The following is a 23,089-nucleotide window of genomic DNA, read 5'->3' as shown; positions in this document are numbered from 1 at the left end:
ATATGATTTTTTTAATTTTTCTAAAATACCGATTTTAACTCGTGCAATTCGGCTTTAACTCTATCTAAACTAGCACGTTCACGAACCACTTCGCCAATAACAATTATAGCAGGAGAACTTAATCCCTGTTGAACAACAACCTCTTGAATTGAGCTTATAGTCCCAATTCCGATGTTTTCGTTGGCATAGGTTCCGTTTTGAATAATAGCTATTGGGAGATCTTGTTTATTTTCGTTTGAAAACAATGCTACAATTTCCGCGAGCTTACTCATTCCCATTAAAATAACAACCGTAGCAGACGATTTTGCTGCCAAAGCGATATCACTAGAAATTTCGTGCTTTTTAGTTGTTCCTGTAATTACCCAAAAGCTTTCGGAAACCCCGCGCTTTGTTAAAGGAATTCCTTGGTTTGTTGGTACTGCTAGGGCAGACGACATCCCTGGAATTACGTCTACTTTAAGGTTTTTTGATTTTGCATATTCGATTTCTTCTGCACCTCTTCCAAAAACAAATGGATCTCCGCCTTTTAAACGAACCACATGCCCAAAACTTTTTGCACGTTGTACAATAAGCTCATTAATTTGTTCTTGTTGATATGCGTAACACCCTTTACGTTTCCCAACAAAAATAACTTCCTTAGTGGCTGAAGCATATTTTAGTAAGTCAACATTTATAAGTGCGTCGTACAAGATTACATCTGCAGATTCAATTGCTTTTACCGCTTTAATCGATATTAAATCTGGATCTCCTGGACCGGCACCTACTACCGTTAATTTTGGTATGTTGTTAGTTGTTTGCATGGACTAATTCGCGTGATCTAAAAACGTCGATGGTGTTAAAAAAAGCTTTGGTTTGGTTAATATATGTGGTTGCAAATTCTTTACTTGGTTCGTTTTTGTTAATCTCGTAAACGAAATCTGAAAAACTACTTTTAGTATCTAATGTAATTTTATTGGTTTCTATAAAAGTATTGTCGAATAAGCTAATAATATTTGCTTGAGAATTGGTTTTAACATCTTCCGAAAGCAATAAGGCTTTAGCTGCATTTACATTTGCTGTATACGCTAAATAAATAGCATCTGCCCATTGATCTGTAGATTCGAAAACGGCTTCAGATTTTTCTAATTTCTCTTTAGCTTCTAACAATAATGTAGCAACTAAATCGATAATAACCCCAGCACATTCTCCGACACCAACTTCCTGCTTATATTCTTCACTTGTTCCCCAGTCGATAAAATCGCTTGGTTGTAAGTTTTCGGTATCTGATAATGTCACTAAGAAATTATAAAAATATTTCTGTCCGTCGCGACGATCGTAATATTCTAAAAACGATTCATCAGGATTACCATGTGCTTCAAAATCGTCTAAAATTAAACGTAAAGCTTGCGGTCCTCTTTTAGATGGTAATTTGATTACTTTATCTGAAAAACGTCCTTCTCCATTTCCTAAAACACCTCCACCTAATAAAACTTGAACTGCAGGAGCAACTAGTTTTTCTTTGGTACGAATAGACATCCCTTGAAAACCAATGTGTGCCATATTATGTTGTCCACAAGCATTCATACAACCACTAATTTTAATAGCGATATCTTGATTATTGATGTATTGCGGATATTCTGAATATAATACTTTCTCTAATTCATCTGCCATCCCAGTACTACTTGCAATACCTAAATTACATGTATCTGTACCTGGGCAAGCTGTAATATCTGTAGTCGCATTGTATCCTGTACTTACAAAATCTAATGCTTTTAATTCTTGGTAGAAAAACGGTAATAATTCTGCTTTTACGTGACGAATTAAAATGTTTTGTCTTAATGAAAAACGTAATTCATCTGCTGCATAATCTTTTATTAAAGCAGCTAATTTTCTAGCTTTATCCGTATAGAAATCACCTAATTTAATTTTAAGTCCGATTGCAAATAATCCATCTTGTTTCTGAGGGATAACATTTAAAGCTCTCCAACTGTTGTATGCATCCTCGTCTTCAATTGTTACTTGAGGCACAGCAATATCAGCAATTTTAACAGCTTCATCATTTGCTTCAATATGTACTTCTTGATTAGATAACGCTTTTTGTTCAGCTTCAACTAATTCGATAAATTTCTCTACACCGTATTCTTTTATTAAGAATTTCATACGTGCTTTCATACGTCTAGCACGTTCACCATGACGATCGAAAATACGCAATACACTTTCTATTAAAGGAATGACTTTGTATGTCGGTAAGAATTCGTAAATTAAATCTGCACTTCTTGGCTGAGATCCTAAACCTCCTCCTAGCATAACTTTAAATCCACGTTCACCATCTTTAATCTTTGGAATAAATCCTAAATCGTGAATATAACTTAACGCAGTATCGGCATCTGATGATGAAAACGACATTTTAAATTTACGTCCCATTTCTTGACAAATCGGATTACGTAAACAGAACTGAAACACAGCATGTGCGTATGGTGTTACATCAAAAGGTTCGTCTACATCAATCCCAGCAGTTTCACTAGCTGTTACATTTCTTACAGTGTTACCACAGGCTTCACGCAACGTAATATCGTCTTGTTCTAATTGCGACCATAATTCTGGAGTATCATCAATACTTACGTAGTGAATTTGGATATCCTGACGCGTAGTTATATGCAATCTTCCTGTAGAAAAACGATCTGAAACATCAGAGATTCTTAACAATTGATTCGATGTTACTTTACCATATGGCAATTTAATACGAATCATTTGCACGCCTGGTTGACGCTGACCGTAAATACCACGCGCTAAACGTAAACTTCTAAAACTCTCATCTGTTAGACTTCCTTCATTGAATAATCGAATTTTTTTCTCTAATTCGATTATATCCTTCTCTACAACTGGGTTTTCTATTTCTGATCTAAAACTTTGCATGATTGTCTTTTAGTTTATTGAAAGTGGATTCCACACTCTCTATTCTGTAAGGCTTTGGTTGGGTCAAAATAAAATTGATTCTTTGGAAGGTCTTGTTCTGCGATATATGCATCTAAATCTTCGTCGGACCAATAATAAAATGGGCTAACTTTTAAAACGCCATCTTTACTCCAACTTAAAATATCTTTAGACTTTCTGTACTCTGTTTGTCTAACACGAATATTTGTAAACCAAAGTTCTGGCTCTTGTTCGGCTAGAGCTCTTCGAAAAGGCTCTAGCTTTACAACTTCTGTAAATTCGGCATGTTTTGGGCTGGTTACGTCCGGGATTCCTATTGTTGTTTCTACTGCCAATTTACTCAACAAAGGCTCATATTTTTCAACATTTAAATTGAATGTATTTATTAATGAACTAGCGTGTTCGTAAGTTTCTGGCGTGTTAAATAAGGTATCACACCAAATCACTTTTATATTGTTATCTTGTTTTGAAATGGTACTTAACAACACAGCAGAATATACTCCAAAGCTTGTTGTTACTATCTTATTTTCAGTTAAAGCTAAAGCCCATTTAACAATTTCTTGCGGGGTTTTATCTTTTAATTCTTTATTCCAATACGCTATATCTATAGTACTGTCCAACATAATATCATCTTTTTCTTCATTACCTCTATTCCCCTATCGGGTTAGTAGGTTATTTGACAAATGTAAATGTTGTTCCCAACATATGCAAACTAATTTTTAAAAAATAATGTTAAACTAAATCGGCTAACGACTTATTATTGAAGATATCAAGTGTTTTATCGCGCACTTCTGCCATTAAGGTATGAACCCCACAAAGGGTTTCATCCGGGCAATCGTCACATTTTTCATAGAAATTAAGACTCACGCAAGGCACCATAGCGATAGGACCTTCAAGAGTTCTCATAACTAAAGACATCTTAATGTCTTGAGGATCTTTTAACAGATAGTATCCTCCGTTTTTTCCTTTCTTAGACCCCAAAACTCCTATTTTTCGTAACGTTAACAGTATACTTTCTAAGAATTTTTGTGAAATATTCTCACTCTTAGAAATCATACTAATCTGTACTGGCGTATTTTTTTCTTGACGCGCTAAAAATAGGAGGGCTTTTAAGCCGTATTTGGTTTTCTTTGAAAGCATGAGGCAAATATACTGTTTTTAAAAATTAATTTAAAGCCTGATTTAAATCACTAATAATATCCTCTGTATGCTCTAAACCAACAGAAATTCTCACCAATCCGTCTGTAATTCCAGTTTCCAATCTATCTTCTGTACTTAACTTACTATGCGTTGTAGACGCTGGATGTGTAACAATAGTTCTGGTATCCCCTAAATTAGCAGATAGCGATAATAATTTTATTTTATTTAAAAACGCACGACCGCCTTCAACACCGCCTTTAACCTCGAACGCGATAATATTACCACCAAGCTTCATTTGCTTTTTAGCAATCTCGTATTGTGGATGTGATTTTAAAAACGGGTATTTTACTAAAGACACATTTTCATGTCCTTCTAAAAATTCAGCAACTTTTAAAGCATTTTCACAATGTTTATCGACACGAACTGCTAAAGTTTCTAAACTTTTAGATAATACCCAAGCATTAAACGGAGACAATGCCGGACCTGTATTTCTAGAGAACAAATAGATCTCTCGAATTAAATCGGCGCGACCAACAGCAACTCCTCCTAAAACACGACCTTGACCATCCATTAATTTTGTTGCTGAATGAATTACAATATCTGCTCCAAATTTAATTGGGTTTTGTAAATATGGTGTAGCGAAACAATTATCGATCACCAATAAGATGTTATGCTTTTTAGCAATCTTTCCTAATATTTCTAAATCTATAATATCTACAGCAGGATTCGTTGGACTCTCTGCATATAAAATTTTTGTGTTTGGCTGAATTAAGCTTTCAATAGCATCAACATCATTAATATTAAAGTAAGATGTTTCAATATTCCACTTCGGAAGAAATTTAGTAAACAACGCATGTGTAGATCCAAAAACAGAACTTGCAGACACGATATGATCACCACTACTTAAAAGCCCTGCAAATGTTGAAAACACAGCAGACATACCCGTTGCAAAAGCGTAACCGCTTTCGGCACCTTCCATTTTACATACTTTATCAATAAACTCTGATGTATTCGGATTTGTAAAACGACTGTAAATATTACGTTCTTTTTCTTCTGTAAAGGATGCACGCATATCTTCGGCATCTTCAAAAACAAAACTTGAACTTAAATATAATGGTGTTGAATGTTCCAAGAACTGAGAACGTTCTGTTTGTGTTCTAATAGCTTCTGTTTCGAAATGATTATCTTTCATAATACTAATACGTGTTTTTTTCTGTTAATCTTAAAATGTCTCCAAATACACCACGAGCGGTAACTGCAGCACCTGCTCCTGCCCCCTGAATTACTACAGGCTGATCGCCATAAGACTCCGTGTAAATTTCGAATATTGAATCAGATCCTTTTAAAGATCCTAAAGGTGAACTTTCTGGCACCGATACTAATTTCACTTCTAACTTAGCGCCTTTTTCATCGGCTAAATCACCATGTAAATCACCTATATATCGTAAAACATGACCAGGTTTTTGTTCATCTTTCATGCTTTGATATAAATCGTCCATTTCTGTAAACGACTTTAAAAACGTTGCTGCATCTACAGCTCTTAAATCTTCAGGAATTAAATTCTGAATATCTACATCCGAAATTTCATTATGTAAATCGAGCTCTCTTGCCAAAATTAATAATTTTCTAGCAACATCGTTCCCACATAAGTCTTCTCTTGGATCAGGCTCTGTAAACCCTTTATCTACCGCCTCTTGTAACACTTTAGAAAACGGTTCGTTTTTAAGTGAATAATTATTGAACAAATAACTTAACGAGCCTGAAAACACACCTCTAATTTTAGTGATGTTTTCTCCAGATAAATGCAAGAGTTTTATCGTATCAATCAACGGTAAACCTGCACCAACATTCGTTTCGTAAAGATAATTTTTCTGATTTTTAGCAAGCACTTGACGTAATTCACTATAGAATTTAAAATCTATGGTATTCGCTATTTTGTTGGATGAAACAAGGTCAAACCCCTGTTCTACCAACGGAATATAATTTGAGACAAACGCTGCACTTGCCGTGTTATCTATAGCAATTAAATTTTCTAAATGATGTTTTTTAGTATACTCTACTAAACTCTCGAACGTATAATCCTTTCCTTTTTCTTGAAGTGTATCTCTCCAATTAGAATCGATTCCTTTTTTGTTGAACAGTGCTTGTCTTGAATTCGCAATTGCAAAAATATTCAACTTAATGCCTTTACGTTTTTCAATATCGCTAGCTGAAGCAATAATCTGATCGATTAAAGTTCCGCCAACTAATCCATGACCAAAAATGGCCAAGTTTATTTTTTTAGAAATTCCGAAAATCTCTCCATGAATGACATTTAAGGCTTTATGAAGTTGAGTTTTTCTAACCACCAAACTTACATTTTCACCTGTTATTGTATTATTGAAAAGTAACGGAACAATCTGATTTTTTATTAATGCGTTAAACGGTTTATGGAATGTGCTTAAATCCTGACCTACAATTGAAATTACAGCAACATCGTCTATAATTCCAATTCTATTTACATCTTGCATATAGAAATCGGTTTCGAATTCGCGCTCCAAAGCAATCACCGCTTGCGATGCTTTATTGGCATCGACAACCAATCCTAAACCACGTTCCGAAGATCCTTGCGAGATGATACTCACGCTAATATCGTTTGCACTTAAGGTTTTAAAAACACGGGCATCGACTCCAACTTTTCCTAATAGTCCACGACCTTCTAAATTAATTAAAGCCACATTATCTAAAACAGATAATGAACGAATCCCTTTAGAAGCTGTTTTTGCAGTAATTAAAGTTCCTTGATCACCACTATTAAATGTATTTAGAATACGAAGTGAAATGTTCTTTTCTAATAACGGAATAATCGTTTTGGCATGTAAAACCGTTGCTCCAAAATTGGCTAATTCGTTTGCTTCTGCGAACGATAATTCTTCAATCTTTTTAGCATCTGGAACCAGATCTGGATTCGCTGTATAAATACCGTTTACGTGTGTATAATTTTGTAATTCTTCCGCATCTAAGAAATTAGCTAAAAGTGCTGCTGAATAATTACTCCCGTTTCGACCTAAAGTCGTCGTTTTATTATCTTTATTAGAAGCGATAAATCCTGTTACTATATTTACCGTATCTCCATTATATTTTTTAAAATGTTTTAAAACATTTTCTTTAGACACTTTAGTATTTGGTTGTGCATTACCAAAACTATCGTCTGTTTTAATAAGTAATCTAGAATCTGTAGCATGGGCTTTTACACCACGGACCTTAAGTAATTCTGCCACCAATTTAACCGACAATAATTCACCTTGTGCTAAAACTTCATCTTTAATTTTCTTACTATAATCTCCTAATAATTTTACACCTCCAAACACTTTATCTAGCACTGAAAATTCTTCTGAAAAATCAATTCCCGGATAAGGTTCTATTTGATATGCTTTAAACGCTTCCAAATCTTTTTTGTAAGACTCGTCGTTTTTCGCTTTGTCTAAAATGATTTCTAACTGGTCTGTTGAAAATCCTCTCGCAGAAAGCACAACTGCTATCTTTTCGTCGTTCTTAACTTTATTTTCAATAATATTAAGAACAGTTTCCAATCCTTCTCCGTTCGCTAGAGATTTCCCTCCAAACTTCAGAACTTTCATGCGTTTGTTCTTCAATTCCGGCTTAAAGATACCCTCAACTATAGTTTCTAGTTGTTCAAATTCGATTAAAAAGGCATCATGACCATGGTCAGAATGAATTTCATTATACGTGACATTTGGATGCGTAAGCGCTAATTTCTTTTGTGTTTCGCGATTTTCTTCAGCAGTAAAAAACAAATCAGAATCTACTCCAACAATCGCAATATTAGATTTGATAACATCTAATATATTTGCATCTTCAGATCGCCCTTTTGTCACATCAATCGTACGTAATAATTGGTTCATTAAGCGATATGCTGAAAGTTGAAAACGTTCCTGTAATTTATTTCCATGATGCAGCAACCAACTCTCGACATTAAAAATTTCTAAATCTTCATTTTTACTTCTATGAAAACGTTCTTTAAACGATTTTGGCGTTCTGTAGCATAACATCGCGTGCATACGCGCATCGTGAACAGGATTATTAGAATTAGTTAAAAATTGTTCTTGAATTTGACAATTAGCGATTAGCCAATCGGTCGATTTCCAATCGGTTGCAACTAAAATTAAATGTTCTGCTAAATTTGGATGAATAACAGCCATTTCCCACGCAATCCCTCCTCCTAGAGAGCCACCAATCATAGCAAAAACAGACTCAATTTTTAATATTTTAAGCCCTTTTAAAAAGATATTTGCCATATCGCGAGCTACGAAATCTTTATAATTTTCTATTACAAATCCGTCATATCCATTCCCTGGAATATTAAAAGATATAACAGTAAATTTCTTAGTATCTATAATTTTATTATCACCTATAAGATCGGTCCACCAACCGCCTTCACCAGCAACATTACTGTTACCTGTTAAGGCGTGATTTACTAAAACAATTGGTGCTTCGTGCAACGGTTGTCCAAACACTTCGTAAGAAAGTTTAATTGGCAACTCTACACCACTAATGGTTTTATAAGAATCTAAAGAAATAAATTGTAAATTTTTCATGTCGCAATATATAAAAGCTAGTAATTAAAAGGGCTTAAATGGGAAGAAACTGTTAGGCGTTTTTAACAGCTTCGAAGGCTTGTGTTAAGTCAGATTTTAAATCTTCTAAATCCTCTATACCAACAGACAAACGCACTAAATCTTTCGTTACTCCTGAAGCCGCTTGAGCCGCTTCGTCTAACTGTTGATGCGTTGTACTTGATGGGTGAATAATTAAAGATTTAGTATCTCCTATATTTGCTAAAAGAGAAAATATCTGTGTATTATCGGCAATTATTTTTGCAGCAGCAAAACCGCCTTTATGTCCAAAAGTAACCATTCCACTTTGTCCTTTAGGAAGGTATTTATCGGCTAGAGTTTTATAAGCACTACTTTCTAATCCAGGATAATTTACCCAAGCAACTTCCTCCTGCGTTTCTAACCATTTTGCTAATGCCAGTGCGTTTTCACTATGCTTTTTAATACGTAATTCTAAGGTTTCTAAACCTTGAATGATTTGAAAAGCATTAAACGGACTTAAAGCACTACCATAATCACGTAACCCTTCAATTCTAACCTTGGCTATAAATGCGGCTTCTTTTAAAACTTCACTATAAATTAATCCGTGATATCCTGCAGAAGGCTCTGTAAATTCAGGAAACTTTCCGTTTGCCCAATTAAATGTTCCAGCATCTACGATAACACCACCTAAACTCGTTCCGTTTCCGTTAATGTATTTTGTAAGAGAATGAATGACAAGATTTGCACCGTATTGAATTGGATTTAATAATGCTGGTGAAGCCACCGTATTATCTACAATTAATGGAATATCGTTTGCTTTAGAGACTTTAGCAATGGCTTCGATATCTAAAACATCTAATTTCGGATTCCCTAAAGATTCAATAAACACCGCTCTTGTATTATCTTGAACTGCAGCTTGAAAGTTTTCAGCATCTGAAGGATCTACAAAAGTGGTTGTAATGCCGTGTCTTGGCAATGTAACTGCTAATAAATTATACGTCCCACCATACAAACTACTAGACGCCACAATATGATCGCCAGTTCTTAAAAGTGTAAGTAAAGTTGTTGAAATGGCTGCAGTTCCTGAAGCAGTAACCACTGCTGCTAATCCACCTTCAATCGCTGCCAAACGCTGTTCTAAAATATCGTTTGTAGGATTGTTTAATCTCGTGTAAATGTAACCAGGTTCTGTTAATGCAAATACATTTGCTGCGTGATCTGAATTGTTAAAAACATACGATGACGTTTGATAAATTGGCACTGCTCGTGTTCCGCCATTTTTTGTAACATCGTGTCCTGCATGCAACGCTTTTGTTGCGAATTTTTGTGTACTCATTTTTCTTTCTTTTTGAGTTAATAAATTAAAACTAAAAGTCAAATGCACCCTTTTACGAGGCGTACTTAATAGAAAAATGTTAAAAAGAAATTAATACAAATTACCCTGAAAGTAATTTCGTTTAGTTATCTATCCAAATCACCGATAAATGAATCGGTTTTTAAGTAGAATTTAGCACCTTCTTTATAAGTTAAAGGGTTGCTAAGGTTTCAGCGGGTCTAATCCCTCCACCTTTCTTGATAACATTTCAATAAGTTATTGAACTTTGTGAGTGCACAATATTCAGTTAGAAAAGTTGATTTTCCAAATTATTTAGAACATTTTTATGAAATTATCTTTTCAGACCTTTATTTTTAGCCAAATATTTATCTTTTATAATTTGCCCTACAGGTCTATTTTCAATCTTGCTTTCTAACCAAGAAATAATATCTAAATACAAAAATGCACGCTTTTCGAACGGATGATCTTCATACGTTTTTAGCGTATCTCTTAACTTAATAAATGCCTTTTTAATATCCTGCGGATAAACATCTTGAAGGCCTTTTATAAACTTTATCATTTCTTTTTGCACTTCGTGCAAGTCATTCATCTTAATTAAGAATTTATACGTGCTTTTTAATAAGGCATCAATATGATAATCTAAGCCCGCCTCGTAATGCGCGACCAAATTTAACACTCTTGAGAAGCATAATAAATCCTCTCGCATCGATAAACTTTTATTCGAAATAATTTTATCTAAATAGACGATGCATTTTTTATTTTCTCCAGCTCCGAAATATAAACTTGCAAATTTGTAATAGAAAATCATCGCGTGATGCTCGTCTATTCTATTAGAATATTTCTTTAAGCCCAATTCAATTTTAGGAATTAATTCTAAACCATCTTCGAAAGAACCATCAATAAAATGCAAATTCACTTTATGTATGTTTAAATATAAAAACGCCAAAGCTTCAACATTTTCATCCTTTAAAAAGGTTTTATCATTCAGTGTTTTTTCTAAACGTAACAATGCATCTTCATACTTATTTCTACTTCTAATAAAAAATAAGGCTTCCAAAAGATAGTTTTTCCCTTTTAAAAAAAAGACAGGGTTTAAGTTAATCATCGTTGGATTTTCATAAAACAAATCCACCCACTTAGAAGCGTATTTATAACAATTCTTAAAATCTTGAGTTAAAAAACTATACCACAAATAGGCATTATACAACCATAACTTTTCTCGAAACCCTAAATCTTTAATATCATATTTTGGTAATCTTTTATAGAAATAAGTGGCAACCAATTCGCCCTCCTGTTTATTTCTGACAGAACCTGTTTTTAGATAAAGACCATATAACTGCAGTGATAAATTAGATAATTTACTAGCCACCACGTTTAATGCACTTAGTTCTTTTGCTTGAATAGTAAGCTCGTCTGCACGGCCTCCAATACTTCTTGTAATGTATTGAGATTCGATTAATTTTTCGAATTCAACAATTTCAAAAGCTAGATTTTTTTCTTCATTTTGAATGGCCAGTTCTTTCGACTTATCAAGAATCTTTAAACTCTGTTTATATAATCCTTTATGATATAAAATGGATGCAAAATCTAATTGCTCACGAATTTGAGATCTTATATTTTGATGCGAAGGGTTTAATTTTAAACTAATTAAAATCTGCTTGTACAAGTGTGCCTTAACATTAGCCAATTGTTGCTTTTTTACATCGCCATTCTTTAAAATAAAATCTTCATCGTAAACCGATAATTTGTCAAGGATGTTAAATAAGTTCAAAAACTTAGAATCATTATTTACACCCAACCGCCCTACATAAAGTTTAAACTGTCGTTTTTCAGACTTGGTTAATGACTTTACAAGTAAAAATAAATTATCTTTTTGGTCTTTTATCATCAAATAATAAGTGTTATAATGTGCTGATTTACAGTTAAATGAATACATTTAAACACGTTTAAACATCGTAAAAGCACAATTATGAAGTATTGTTTAACAAAAGTATAATATAAATTCGTAGAACAATAAGAAATTAAACTAGATATATGTCACATTCTAACATTCAAATATTTGACACAACGTTACGCGATGGCGAACAAGTCCCAGGTTGCAAGTTAAACAAAGAGCAAAAATTAATAATTGCTGAAAGACTTGATCTACTAGGAGTTGACGTTATTGAAGCGGGTTTTCCTGTGTCAAGTCCTGGAGATTTTGCTTCGGTTGAAGCCATTTCAAAAATCGTAAAGAATGCAACAGTTTGTGGTCTTACACGATCTGTAGAAAATGATATTAAAGTTGCTGGTGAAGCATTACGTTACGCCAAAAAACCTAGAATTCACACAGGAATTGGAACATCTGATTCTCATATAAAATTTAAATTCAATTCTAATCGCGATGCCATTATCGAACGTGCTGTAAGAGCTGTTCGATATGCAAAAACATTTACTGAAGACGTAGAATTTTATGCAGAAGATGCAGGACGTACAGATAACGATTATTTAGCTCGAGTTTGCGAAGCTGTAATTGCTGCAGGTGCAACTGTTTTAAACATTCCTGATACTACAGGTTACTGTTTACCTAATGAATATGGTGCAAAAATAAAATACTTAAAAGAAAACGTTAGAGGGATAGAAAAAGCTATTTTATCTTGCCACTGCCATAACGATTTAGGATTAGCTACAGCAAATTCTATTGAAGGTGTAATTAACGGTGCTAGACAAATAGAATGTACTATTAATGGTATTGGTGAACGTGCTGGAAATACAGCTTTAGAAGAAGTTGTTATGATTTTAAAACAACATCCAACATTAAATTTAGACACAAACATAAACACCTCTTTACTATATAGTACGAGCCAAATGGTATCGGAACATATGGGGATTTACACGCAACCAAACAAAGCAATTGTTGGTGCGAATGCATTTGCTCACAGTTCTGGAATTCACCAAGATGGTGTGATTAAAAATCGTGAAACTTACGAAATTATAGACCCTAAAGATGTTGGCGTTACAGAATCTGCTATTGTTTTAACAGCAAGAAGTGGTAGAGCGGCATTAGCTTACAGAGCTAAAAAAGTAGGTTACGAATTAACAAAATTACAGTTAGATGTCGTGTATGCTAATTTTTTAGATTTCGCCGATATCAAAAAAGAAGTAGACGATTCTGATATTCATCAAATCATTGAAACTAGTAGTATTTATAATCAAATTATTTCAGCTTAAAATACGAAGCTAAAAGTCTATTTTTATCTTTGTATAAAATAGCATAAACTTAAAAAATGAAAAAGACATTATTCGATAAAGTTTGGGATGCACATGTGGTAGACGCTATAGAAAACGGACCACAAATATTGTATATCGACAAACATTTAATACATGAAGTAACAAGCCCACAAGCTTTTAACGAGTTAAAAGACAGAGATATTCCTGTATTTAGACCCAACCAAATTGTGGCTACAGCAGATCACAACACGCCAACAACGAATCAACATTTACCAATACAAGATAAATTATCTAGACATCAGCTTGAGCAGCTGTCAAAAAACTGTACCGAAAACGGAATCACACTTTTTGAATTAGGTCACAAATACAATGGAATAGTGCATGTTATGTCTCCCGAATTAGGTATCACACAACCTGGGATGACAATCGTATGTGGAGATAGTCATACCTCTACACATGGTGCATTTGGAACAATTGCTTTTGGAATCGGTACGAGTCAGGTTGCTCAGGTTTTTGCTAGTCAATGTTTACTTTTAACGAAACCTAAAAGTTTACGTGTTTCTGTAAATGGAAAATTAAAGAAAGGCGTACTTCCTAAAGATGTTATTCTATATATAATTGCAAAATTAGGAACAAATGCAGGTACAGGATATTTCTGTGAATATGCTGGAGACGTTTTTGAAAACATGAGTATGGAAGGCCGTATGACGGTTTGTAATATGAGTATTGAAATGGGTGCTCGTGGTGGTATGATCGCACCTGACCAAACAACTTTTGACTATGTTGAAGGTCGTGAGTTTGCACCAAAAGGTGAAGATTTTAAAAATAAAGTAGCGTATTGGAAAACATTACCTACAGATGAAGGCGCAGCTTTCGATAAAGAATATGTCTTCGACGCCGAAGATATCGCACCTATGTTAACATATGGTACAAACCCGGGTATGGGGATAAAAGTGACAGAAAACATTCCTACACTTAACGACGCTTCTTTTGAAAAATCATTGAAATATATGGATTTCAAAAAAGGCGAATCTCTTATAAACAAACCAATTAATTTTGTCTTTATTGGTAGCTGTACCAACTCTAGAATTGAAGATTTTAGAGTAGCTGCCGAATATATTAAAGGCAAACAAAAAGCACCAAATGTAACAGCATGGTTAGTACCGGGAAGTAAATTGGTGGAAACGCAAATTATTGAAGAAGGCCTAAAAGACATCTTTACAGATGCAGGTTTCGAACTTCGTCAGCCCGGTTGTTCTGCTTGTTTAGCTATGAACGACGACAAAATTCCGCAAAATGAATATTGTGTATCTACTTCTAATAGAAATTTTGAAGGTAGACAAGGACAAGGTTCTAGAACAATTTTAGCAAGTCCTTTAGTGGCTGCAGCTACTGCGGTTGAAGGAAAAATTATTGACATTACAAAACAATTAAACTAAATGGAAAAGTTTACAACATTTCAGTCTAGAGCCATTCCATTAGACATAGAAAATATAGATACAGATCAAATAATTCCTGCACGTTTCTTAAAAGCAACAGACAGAGAAGGTTTTGGAGACAATGTATTTAGAGATTGGAGATTTAATAAAAATGGAGATTTAAACGAGGATTTCCCTTTAAACGACACAACTTATTTAGGAAGCATTTTAGTAGCCGGAGATAATTTTGGTTGTGGTTCAAGTCGTGAACATGCTGCTTGGGCTATAGGCGATTACGGATTTAAAGTAGTTGTATCTAGTTTCTTTGCAGATATATTTAAAGGAAACGCTCTTAACAATGGGATTCTTCCTGTGCAAGTTACTCCTCAATTCTTAAAAGAATTATTTAATCATATAACTACAGACCCGGAAACAATAATTAGTGTAAATTTAGAAGCTCAAACCATTGCTATTAAAGACACTAATTTAACGGAGACTTTTGAAATCGATCCTTATAAGAAAACCTGTCTTTTAAATGGTTACGACGACATCGATTATTTATTAAGTAAAAAAGAAGATATTTTAGCCTTCGAAACTAAGGCCTAACAATTAACTTCTAACCATTATCAATTAGTTGTGCTATAGTAGCAAACTAAAAAATAATTCTTATGAAACTAAACATAGCAGTATTAGCAGGAGACGGAATTGGACCAGAAGTCACTGCACAATCCATAAAAGTCCTTAAAGCCATTGCATTAGAATTCGATCATTCTTTTAGTTTTAAATACGCTCCTGTCGGAGCTATTGCTATAGATGAAACCGGAAATCCCTTACCTGAAGCAACTTTAGAACAGTGTAAAAATAGCGATGCTATATTATTTGGTGCAATTGGAGATCCTAAATACGATAACGATCCTTCTGCAAAAGTACGCCCAGAGCAAGGTTTACTTGCTTTAAGAAAATCTTTAGGTTTATATGCTAACATTAGACCTGTTAAAGCTTACGATACACTTTTAAGTAAATCGCCTTTAAAAAAGGACATTATTAAAGGAACAGATATTAGCATATATCGTGAACTTACTGGAGGTATTTACTTCGGAAAAAAAGAAACAAGTGCAGATGGAGATACAGCTTCAGATTTATGCGAATATTCTCGTATAGAAATTGAACGCGTAGCGCATTTAGCATTTAAAGCCGCGCAATCACGTAGAAAAAAATTAACCTTAATAGATAAGGCAAACGTTTTAGAAACGTCTCGTTTATGGCGTAAAGTGGTTAAAGAGGTAGCTACAAACTATAAGGATATAGAATTAGATTTCTTATTTGTAGATAACGCTGCTATGCAAATGATTTTAAATCCGAAACAATTTGATGTTATTTTAACTGAAAACATGTTTGGAGATATTATTAGTGACGAAGCAAGTGTTATTGGCGGATCTATCGGATTATTAGCTTCTGCTTCTGTAGGAGACAAATATGCGATGTTCGAGCCTATTCACGGGTCTTACCCTCAAGCAACAAACAAAGGGATTGCAAATCCTATTGCTTCAATTTTATCTGCAGCGATGTTATTAGATCATTTCGATTTAAACGACGAAGCTGATTTAATTAGAACTGCTGTCGATAAATCGTTAGCACTTCATATTACAACACCAGATTTAAATACAAAATACGACAATATAACAACCTCTAAAGTAGGTGATTTTATTGCTGATTTTATTAGTAATCCTAAAGATTCAAATCATAATTTTTCGAATATTCACTTAGGACAATCTACCATAATATAATTACAGTATTTTATATAAAGCAAAAGCGTCTTAGTTTAATTACTAAGACGCTTTTTTAATTTTTCTCTATTTTATTCTGAATTTACTCAACAATAAATTTACCTTTCATTAAAGCGTAATGTCCAGGGAAACTACATAAGAAATCGTAAGTTCCAGCTTCAGGAGCATCAAACTCAATAACATCAGATTCTCCACCACCAAGTAATTTAGTGTAAACAATAACATCTTCAGAACCTTCTGGCACATAATCATGATCTCCTGCAGAAGCTGCTTTAGATGCAAAAGTAGCTAATTCTACGCCTTTATTAAGAAGCACGAAATTATGTCCCATTACATTCTTAGGCATTTTACCAGTGTGCATCAAAGTTAATTTCACCTTCTGACCTTTTTTAACCTTAATTTCTTTTAAATTAAAAGTCATTTTATCATCTCCATGAAGCATAACTTCTACAACTCCATCAGTTGCTGTGGCAGTATCTGCTGCTACGGGTGTTTCAGATTTTGCTGCAGGTGCTTCTGTCTCTGTGTCGTAAGAAAAGCTTTTTTTCTTTTCATCTTTTCCTCCACAATTCATTAAGAATGCAGAACTTAACATCAATACCGTTAATTTTAGATATTTCATAGTTTTGTTTTTAAAGTTTGTTTTAAAGTTTAGGAAATTTACGACTAATTTCAGCTAATCCCAAATTATGAATGCTTCCTAAATGGGTATGTTTTTTGGAATCGTCTGGCACATAAGTTCCTGCCTCAACTTCTCCCCCAATTTTTTTATAAGCATCTCTAAAAGACATCCCTTCTACCACTAAAGTATTAATATTATCTACGGTAAATAAGAACTTATATTTCTCGTCGTGTAAATCGATATCCTTCACTTTAACTTGTGCTATAGAGAAATTAAAAATATCTAAGATATTCTTCATGTCTTCTAAAGCTTGAATCATATTCTCTTTTAACAACTGATAATCACGATGGTATCCACTAGGCAAATTATTCGTAATTAAGACCATCTCTGTTTGAAGCGCTTGGATTTTATTACATTTTCCACGAATCAATTCAAAAACATCTGGATTCTTCTTGTGTGGCATAATACTACTTCCCGTAGTTAACTCGTCTGGAAAGGCTATAAATCCGAAATTCTGACTGTTATAAAGACATATGTCCATTGCAAAACGCGATAATGTATTCGCCAAACTTCCTAATGAAGCTGCAATGGTACGTTCGCTTTTCCCACGACTCATTTGTGCCGCAACCACATTATATTTCAAGGTTGAGAACCCCATTTCTTTAGTCGTTAATTCACGATCTATTGGAAAAGAACTACCGTATCCTGCAGCAGAACCTAACGGATTCTGATCGGCTACTTTCTGTGCAGCTTGTAGCATATAAACATCATCAATCAACAACTCTGCATAAGCAGAAAACCAAATCCCGAAAGACGATGGCATGGCTACTTGTAAATGCGTATAACCAGGTAATAACGAACCTTTATGAGTTTCGGCTAACCCAATAAGCGTATCAAAAAACGTTTTTGTTTTATCCTGAATTACTTTTAATTCTTCTTTAAAATACAATTGAAGCGCTACTAAAACTTGATCGTTTCTAGAACGTGCTGTATGTATTTTCTTCCCTACATCGCCTAAAGTTTTTGTTAATTCGAATTCTATTTTAGAATGTACATCTTCAAAATCTTCTTCGATAACAAATGTCCCATCTTCAATCTGAGCTTCTAAAACATCTAATCCGCCAAGTAATTGTTTTAATTCTTCAGCAGTAATAATGTTTATACTTTCTAGCATTATGGCGTGTGCCTTAGAAGCAATCACGTCGTATTTAGCAATATGTATATCTATTTCTCTATCGTTACCAACCGTAAATTGCTCTATTTTTTTATCGATTGTAAGACCTTTGTCCCAAAGTTTCATAACTATATGTTTTTATATTTTAGATTGAAGTCTAACGCCTCTCTTAAATAATTAAAGTATTTTTTCTAATAATTGAATATAAATTGCAACACCTTCTTCAATTTCATTCAAGTAAATAAACTCATCTGCAGAATGCGATCTCGTACTGTCACCAGGTCCTAATTTTAAAGACGAACAGGTTAACACAGCTTGATCGGATAAGGTTGGTGATCCGTACATTGTACGACCGATTTCGACACCTGCTTTTACCAATTCGTGATCTTTAGGAATTGAAGACGAATTTAATCGTAAACTTCTTGCTTTAATTTCTGTACAAGGCGATTCATTCACTAAAATATCATTGATTTCTGCATTGGTATATTTATCGTTCACACGTACATCTATCACCAAATCAACCTCAGCCGGAATCGCATTATGCTGTTTTCCTGCTTGAATTTGGGATACCGTCATTTTAACATCACCTAAAGCTTCAGAAGATCTCTCGAACTTATAATCCTTGAACCAATTAAGCACCTCAATGGTGTTATAAATAGCATTATCGTTATTCGGATGTGCGGCATGACTTGGCGTTCCTTTAACCTTTGCATCGAAAACCACAAGGCCCTTTTCTGCAACTGCCAAATTCATTAAAGTCGGTTCTCCTACAATAGCAACATCTATTTTAGGAATAATAGATAACATACTATTTAATCCATTTGGACCACTACTCTCTTCTTCGGCAGAAGCGACTATGACCAAATTGTATTTTAAATTTGGTTTATTATAAAAATAGGTGAATGTTGCAATTAAGGACACTAAACATCCGCCTGCATCATTACTTCCTAAACCATATAATTTACCATCTTCTACTATCGCTTTAAGCGGGTCTTTTGTATATGCCGTATTAGGCTTTACCGTATCGTGATGCGAGTTTAAAAGTAGCGTTGGTTTGCCTTCTGTGAAATCTTTATTCGTAGCCCATACGTTGTTTTTAGTTCGTGTAAACGGAATCTCCTTTTGAATAAACCAAGCTTCGATAAGCTCTGCTGTTTTATCTTCTTCCGAAGAAAAAGATTGGGTTTCTATCAGGTTTTTAAGCAATAATATCGCTTCCTCGGTTAATTGTTGCGTTGTCATTAGGCTTGAATGGTTGTATGTTTTGTGTTCTGATTAAATAGCATTTCTGGTTTTCCTAAACACACTTTACTCACGTGATTAGAAATGGCATAAAAACAATTATCTAGTTTGGGGAGCATCCCGTCTGTGATTACACCATCTGCTTTTAAAGTGGCATAATTCGACGTATTGATATCTTCAATTACTGAACTGGAATCATTTACATCTAATAAAACCCCATCTTTCTCGAAGCAATAATAAAGTTCTACCTGATATAAATCTGCAAAAGCGATTGCCAATTCGGAAGTTACAGTATCCGCATTTGTATTTAATAACTGTCCGTTTTCGTTATGTGTTATCGCACAAAATACGGGGGTAATATCGTTTTCTAAAAGCACTTTAGGCACTTTTGTATTCACTTGTTTTACATCGCCTACAAATCCGTAATCTATAGTTTTTACTGGGCGTTTTTCTGAAACAATTACATTTCCATCTGCACCCGTAAACCCAACGCTATTACATTTATTAGCTTGTAATTGCGCAATAATATTCTTGTTGATTTTTCCGCCATAAACCATCGTAATAATATCTAAAGTATCTGCATCGGTAATACGTCTTCCGTCTACCATTTGCACTTCGATATTCATAGATTTAGCCATTTTAGTCGCTAATTTCCCTCCACCGTGTACTAATATTTTCGGACCGTCAATTGCAGCAAAACCTTTTAAAAAATCAGCTAAAGCGATATCATCATCAATAATATTGCCACCTATTTTTACAACTTTTAATGTTTTCATATTATAGGTTTTCTAAAATTCCTTTCATCACAATTTGAGCCGCGTATGTTCTATTATTAGCTTCCTGCATCACAATAGATTGGTCACTATCTAGAACAGCATCTTCAACAATTACATTTCTTCTTACTGGCAAACAGTGCATAAATTTAGCATGTCCCAATTTTTCTTTTGTAATCATCCAATTCGGGTCATTACTCAAAATTTTTCCATAGTCAGAATAACTACTCCAGTTTTTAGCATATACAAAATCGGCATCTTTTAAAGCTTCTTCTTGATTATGATTAATTGGTGTGTCTTTCGTGATTTCAGGGTTTAGCTCGTAACCTTCTGGATGTGTAATGGTTAAATCGACATCCATTTTTATCATCATTTCTACAAACGAATTCGGCACAGCTTGCGGTAACGCTTTGGGGTGCGGCGCCCAAGATATTACCACTTTTGGACGTGCTTTTTCTGATAATTCTGAAATCGTAATCGCATCTGCTAACGCTTGTAACGGATGTGCCGTAGCACTTTCCATATTTACAATAGGCACAGTGGCGTATTTTTCGAAGCTATTAATTACCATTTCAGCATAATCTTTATCTCTATCGATTAGGCTTGGAAAAGCACGTACAGCAATCATATCTGCATATTGAGAAATAACGGCAGCTGCTTCTTTTACATGTTCGGAAGTTCCAGCATTCATAACCGTACCATCTTCAAACTCTAAATTCCACGCATCGTTTACATTCAGACTCATCACTTCCATTCCCAAATTTTTCGCCGCTTTTTCTGTACTTAGCCGGGTCCGTAAACTCGAATTAAAAAACAACATCACTAAGGTTTTATTTTTACCTAAATGTTTATGTTCGAAAGGATTCATTTTTAAAAGAATCGCTTCTTTTATAGTTTCTGAAAGATTTGAAATATCTGATATTTGCGTGTATTTTTTCATGCTAAGCTAATTCTGTTTTTAATGCTTCAAAGAAGACATCTAAATGTTTCTTCTGAATCGTTAATGGTGGAAGTATTCTTAATAAATTAGGATTTTTGGCACTTCCAGTAAATATATGATGGTCGAAAATAAGGTTTTTTCTAAGATCAGAAATCGGAAAATCGAATTCTAATCCTAACATTAAACCACGACCTTTAATTGTTTTTAATTGTGGTATTTGGTTTGCTTTTTCAATAAAGTATTCTGAAATTTCTTTAGTGTGCGCTAGTAAATTTTCAGCTTTAAGCACATCTAAAACAGCAATTGAAGCCGCACAAGCCAAATGATTTCCTCCAAAAGTAGTTCCTAATAATCCGAATCGGCCTTTAATATCTGGATGAATTAAAATACCTCCAATCGGAAAACCATTCCCCATACCTTTTGCCATTGAAATGATATCTGGCGTAATATTATGTTTTTGAAACGCGAAGAAATCTCCTGTTCTACCAAACCCAGACTGTACTTCGTCGGCAATAAAACATGCATTATACGTTTTACATAATTTTTCAAGTCCTTGGTAGAATTCAGTTGTACTTTCGTCTAAACCTCCAACACCTTGGATAAATTCTATAATTACAGCACAAACATCGTTGTTCTTCAACGCTTGTTCTACACCTGATAAATCACCAAGTTCAAAGAACTCAACATCTTGTTGCGCGTTTAATGGCGCCACAATTTTAGGATTATCGGTCGCTGCAACAGCGGCAGAAGTTCTTCCGTGGAATCCGTTCTTAAAGGCAATGATTTTAGATTTTTCATTATGAAAAGAAGCTAATTTTAATGCGTTTTCATTAGCTTCTGCTCCTGAATTACATAAAAATAACTGATAGTCTTTACATCCTGAAAAATCGGCTAATTCTTCAGCTAATTGTTCCTGTAAAGGATTCTGAATGGCATTACTATAAAAAGCAATCTCTTTTAACTGACGTGTTAAACGATCTACATATGTTGGGTGCGCATGTCCTATTGAAATTACAGCATGACCACCGTATAAATCTAAATACTCTACATTTTTGTCGTCGTAAACAAAAACGTCTTTCGCTTTTACTGGGGTAATATCGTAAAGCGGATATACTGGAAACAAACTCATATTTGTTCTTTTTTAATGTTGCTAATTTTATTGTAAGACGCTACCATTCCTTGAATTAAAGACGAACTTAAACCTTTGTGTTCCATTTCGTTTAACCCTTCAATAGTACATCCTTTAGGCGTTGTAACCTTATCGATTTCTTCTTCTGGATGATTCCCTGTTTGGATTAGTAAACTAGCTGCTCCTTCGCAAGTATACATCGATAATTCTTGTGCTTCTTCGGCATCGAAACCTAATTGAATTGCAGCTTGTGTAGTGGCACGGATTAATCGCATCCAAAACGCAACACCACTAGCACAAATAACCGTTGCTGCTTGCATCTGACTTTCTGGAATAATTAAGGTATGCCCTAAACGATTGAAAATAGCCTGCGAAATCTTAATACGTTTTGCACCCTGAATATTACTACAAATACATGTCATCGATTTACCAACTGCAATGGCAGTATTTGGCATCGCACGAATTACAAATTGATTTTCACCAACAATTGATTCCATTTTAGGAATTGAGAATCCTGTAACTGTAGAGATTAACACGTGCTTTTCTGTTAAATACGGTTCAATTTCAGCCAATACTTTTTCAAAATGTGCAGGTTGTACTGCAAATATTAAAATGTCCGATTTTTTTGTCGCTTCAATATTATCACTAGTAATAGTCACATTTGTGTAACCATTAAATTCTTCTAATGATTCTAAATTTCTTTTGGTTAAATAAAGGGTAGTAAACGCATTGTCGATAATTAAACCTTTTGCGATAGAATGCCCTAAATTCCCAGTTCCGATTATAGCAATTTTCATATGGTTATCG

General features: G+C 34.2%; 19 protein-coding genes and 1 riboswitch. Of the genes, 4 read left to right on the top strand and 15 right to left on the bottom strand.

Annotation, left to right across the window (positions count from 1 at the left end):
- Positions 1–20: 20 nt before the first annotated feature.
- The 8 genes from cobA to ACFFVB_RS10090 form a co-directional block, all read right to left on the bottom strand.
- Positions 21–800, bottom strand: a complete 780-nt coding sequence (cobA, locus tag ACFFVB_RS10125) for a uroporphyrinogen-III C-methyltransferase (RefSeq protein WP_382382608.1) — start codon at positions 798–800, stop codon at positions 21–23.
- Complete coding sequence (locus ACFFVB_RS10120; RefSeq protein WP_382382606.1) at positions 787–2,895, bottom strand: ferredoxin-like domain-containing protein; 2,109 nt, start codon at positions 2,893–2,895, stop codon at positions 787–789. The genes cobA and ACFFVB_RS10120 overlap by 14 nt, the downstream gene beginning before the upstream one ends.
- Positions 2,896–2,909: 14 nt before the next feature.
- Positions 2,910–3,536, bottom strand: coding sequence for a phosphoadenosine phosphosulfate reductase domain-containing protein (locus ACFFVB_RS10115; RefSeq protein ID WP_382382605.1), 627 nt, complete (start codon positions 3,534–3,536; stop codon positions 2,910–2,912).
- A gap of 109 nt (positions 3,537–3,645) precedes the next feature.
- The gene (locus ACFFVB_RS10110; RefSeq protein WP_382382604.1) at positions 3,646–4,053 is read right to left on the bottom strand and encodes an RrF2 family transcriptional regulator; all 408 of its coding nucleotides are present in this window, start codon (positions 4,051–4,053) and stop codon (positions 3,646–3,648) included.
- A gap of 25 nt (positions 4,054–4,078) precedes the next feature.
- On the bottom strand, positions 4,079–5,245 hold the full coding sequence (locus tag ACFFVB_RS10105) for a trans-sulfuration enzyme family protein (RefSeq protein ID WP_382382603.1): 1,167 nt from the start codon (positions 5,243–5,245) through the stop codon (positions 4,079–4,081).
- A gap of 4 nt (positions 5,246–5,249) precedes the next feature.
- Positions 5,250–8,651: a bifunctional aspartate kinase/homoserine dehydrogenase I gene (gene thrA / locus ACFFVB_RS10100; protein ID WP_382382601.1), complete on the bottom strand. Its 3,402-nt coding sequence runs from the start codon at positions 8,649–8,651 to the stop codon at positions 5,250–5,252.
- 52 nt (positions 8,652–8,703) lie between these two features.
- Complete coding sequence (locus tag ACFFVB_RS10095) at positions 8,704–9,987, bottom strand: O-acetylhomoserine aminocarboxypropyltransferase/cysteine synthase family protein (RefSeq protein WP_382382600.1); 1,284 nt, start codon at positions 9,985–9,987, stop codon at positions 8,704–8,706.
- Positions 9,988–10,109: 122 nt separating this feature from the next.
- Positions 10,110–10,233, bottom strand: a riboswitch (SAM riboswitch).
- A gap of 85 nt (positions 10,234–10,318) precedes the next feature.
- On the bottom strand, positions 10,319–11,875 hold the full coding sequence (locus ACFFVB_RS10090) for a hypothetical protein (protein WP_382382787.1): 1,557 nt from the start codon (positions 11,873–11,875) through the stop codon (positions 10,319–10,321).
- Between the two features lie 146 nt (positions 11,876–12,021).
- Between ACFFVB_RS10090 and ACFFVB_RS10085 the strand changes: the two genes are divergently transcribed.
- The 4 genes from ACFFVB_RS10085 to leuB all read left to right on the top strand — a co-directional run bounded on the left by ACFFVB_RS10085 (position 12,022) and on the right by leuB (position 16,402).
- The gene (locus ACFFVB_RS10085) at positions 12,022–13,197 is read left to right on the top strand and encodes a 2-isopropylmalate synthase (protein ID WP_382382599.1); all 1,176 of its coding nucleotides are present in this window, start codon (positions 12,022–12,024) and stop codon (positions 13,195–13,197) included.
- A gap of 56 nt (positions 13,198–13,253) precedes the next feature.
- Entirely contained in the window at positions 13,254–14,636 is a 1,383-nt protein-coding gene (leuC, locus tag ACFFVB_RS10080) for a 3-isopropylmalate dehydratase large subunit (RefSeq protein WP_382382597.1), read from the top strand.
- Positions 14,637–15,221 (top strand): 3-isopropylmalate dehydratase small subunit, encoded by a 585-nt coding sequence (gene leuD / locus ACFFVB_RS10075; RefSeq protein ID WP_382382596.1) that lies wholly within the window; start codon positions 14,637–14,639, stop codon positions 15,219–15,221. It abuts the gene before it with no gap.
- Between the two features lie 62 nt (positions 15,222–15,283).
- Positions 15,284–16,402 carry a 3-isopropylmalate dehydrogenase gene (gene leuB, locus ACFFVB_RS10070; RefSeq protein ID WP_382382594.1) on the top strand — a complete coding sequence of 373 codons (1,119 nt, stop codon included), beginning with the start codon at positions 15,284–15,286 and terminating at the stop codon, positions 16,400–16,402.
- Between the two features lie 82 nt (positions 16,403–16,484).
- On the opposite strand, the gene azu is transcribed toward leuB, so the two are convergent.
- From azu to proC, 7 genes are read right to left on the bottom strand one after another with little or no spacing between them, the layout of a single operon-like run.
- A complete protein-coding gene (gene azu / locus ACFFVB_RS10065; protein ID WP_382382593.1) occupies positions 16,485–17,024 on the bottom strand; it encodes an azurin in 540 nt (179 codons plus the stop codon).
- A gap of 22 nt (positions 17,025–17,046) precedes the next feature.
- Positions 17,047–18,324, bottom strand: a complete 1,278-nt coding sequence (argH, locus tag ACFFVB_RS10060; RefSeq protein WP_382382592.1) for an argininosuccinate lyase — start codon at positions 18,322–18,324, stop codon at positions 17,047–17,049.
- A gap of 51 nt (positions 18,325–18,375) precedes the next feature.
- Entirely contained in the window at positions 18,376–19,440 is a 1,065-nt protein-coding gene (locus ACFFVB_RS10055) for a M20 family metallo-hydrolase (protein ID WP_382382591.1), read from the bottom strand.
- Positions 19,440–20,216 (bottom strand): acetylglutamate kinase, encoded by a 777-nt coding sequence (argB, locus tag ACFFVB_RS10050; RefSeq protein WP_382382589.1) that lies wholly within the window; start codon positions 20,214–20,216, stop codon positions 19,440–19,442. Before argB ends, ACFFVB_RS10055 begins: the two co-directional genes overlap by 1 nt.
- A 1-nt stretch (position 20,217) precedes the next feature.
- Positions 20,218–21,153, bottom strand: a complete 936-nt coding sequence (locus ACFFVB_RS10045; protein WP_382382588.1) for a Rossmann-fold NAD(P)-binding domain-containing protein — start codon at positions 21,151–21,153, stop codon at positions 20,218–20,220.
- Between the two features lies 1 nt (position 21,154).
- Positions 21,155–22,282: an aspartate aminotransferase family protein gene (locus tag ACFFVB_RS10040; protein WP_382382586.1), complete on the bottom strand. Its 1,128-nt coding sequence runs from the start codon at positions 22,280–22,282 to the stop codon at positions 21,155–21,157.
- A complete protein-coding gene (gene proC / locus ACFFVB_RS10035) occupies positions 22,279–23,079 on the bottom strand; it encodes a pyrroline-5-carboxylate reductase (RefSeq protein ID WP_382382585.1) in 801 nt (266 codons plus the stop codon). The genes ACFFVB_RS10040 and proC overlap by 4 nt, the downstream gene beginning before the upstream one ends.
- Positions 23,080–23,089 lie beyond the last annotated feature (10 nt).

It is taken from the genome of Formosa undariae, assembly GCF_042427615.1.
In the GTDB taxonomy this organism is placed as follows: Bacteria; Bacteroidota; Bacteroidia; order Flavobacteriales; family Flavobacteriaceae; genus Formosa; species Formosa undariae.
Note: the sequence above shows the minus strand (reverse complement) of the source record. Positions and strands in the feature narration are given on the sequence as shown.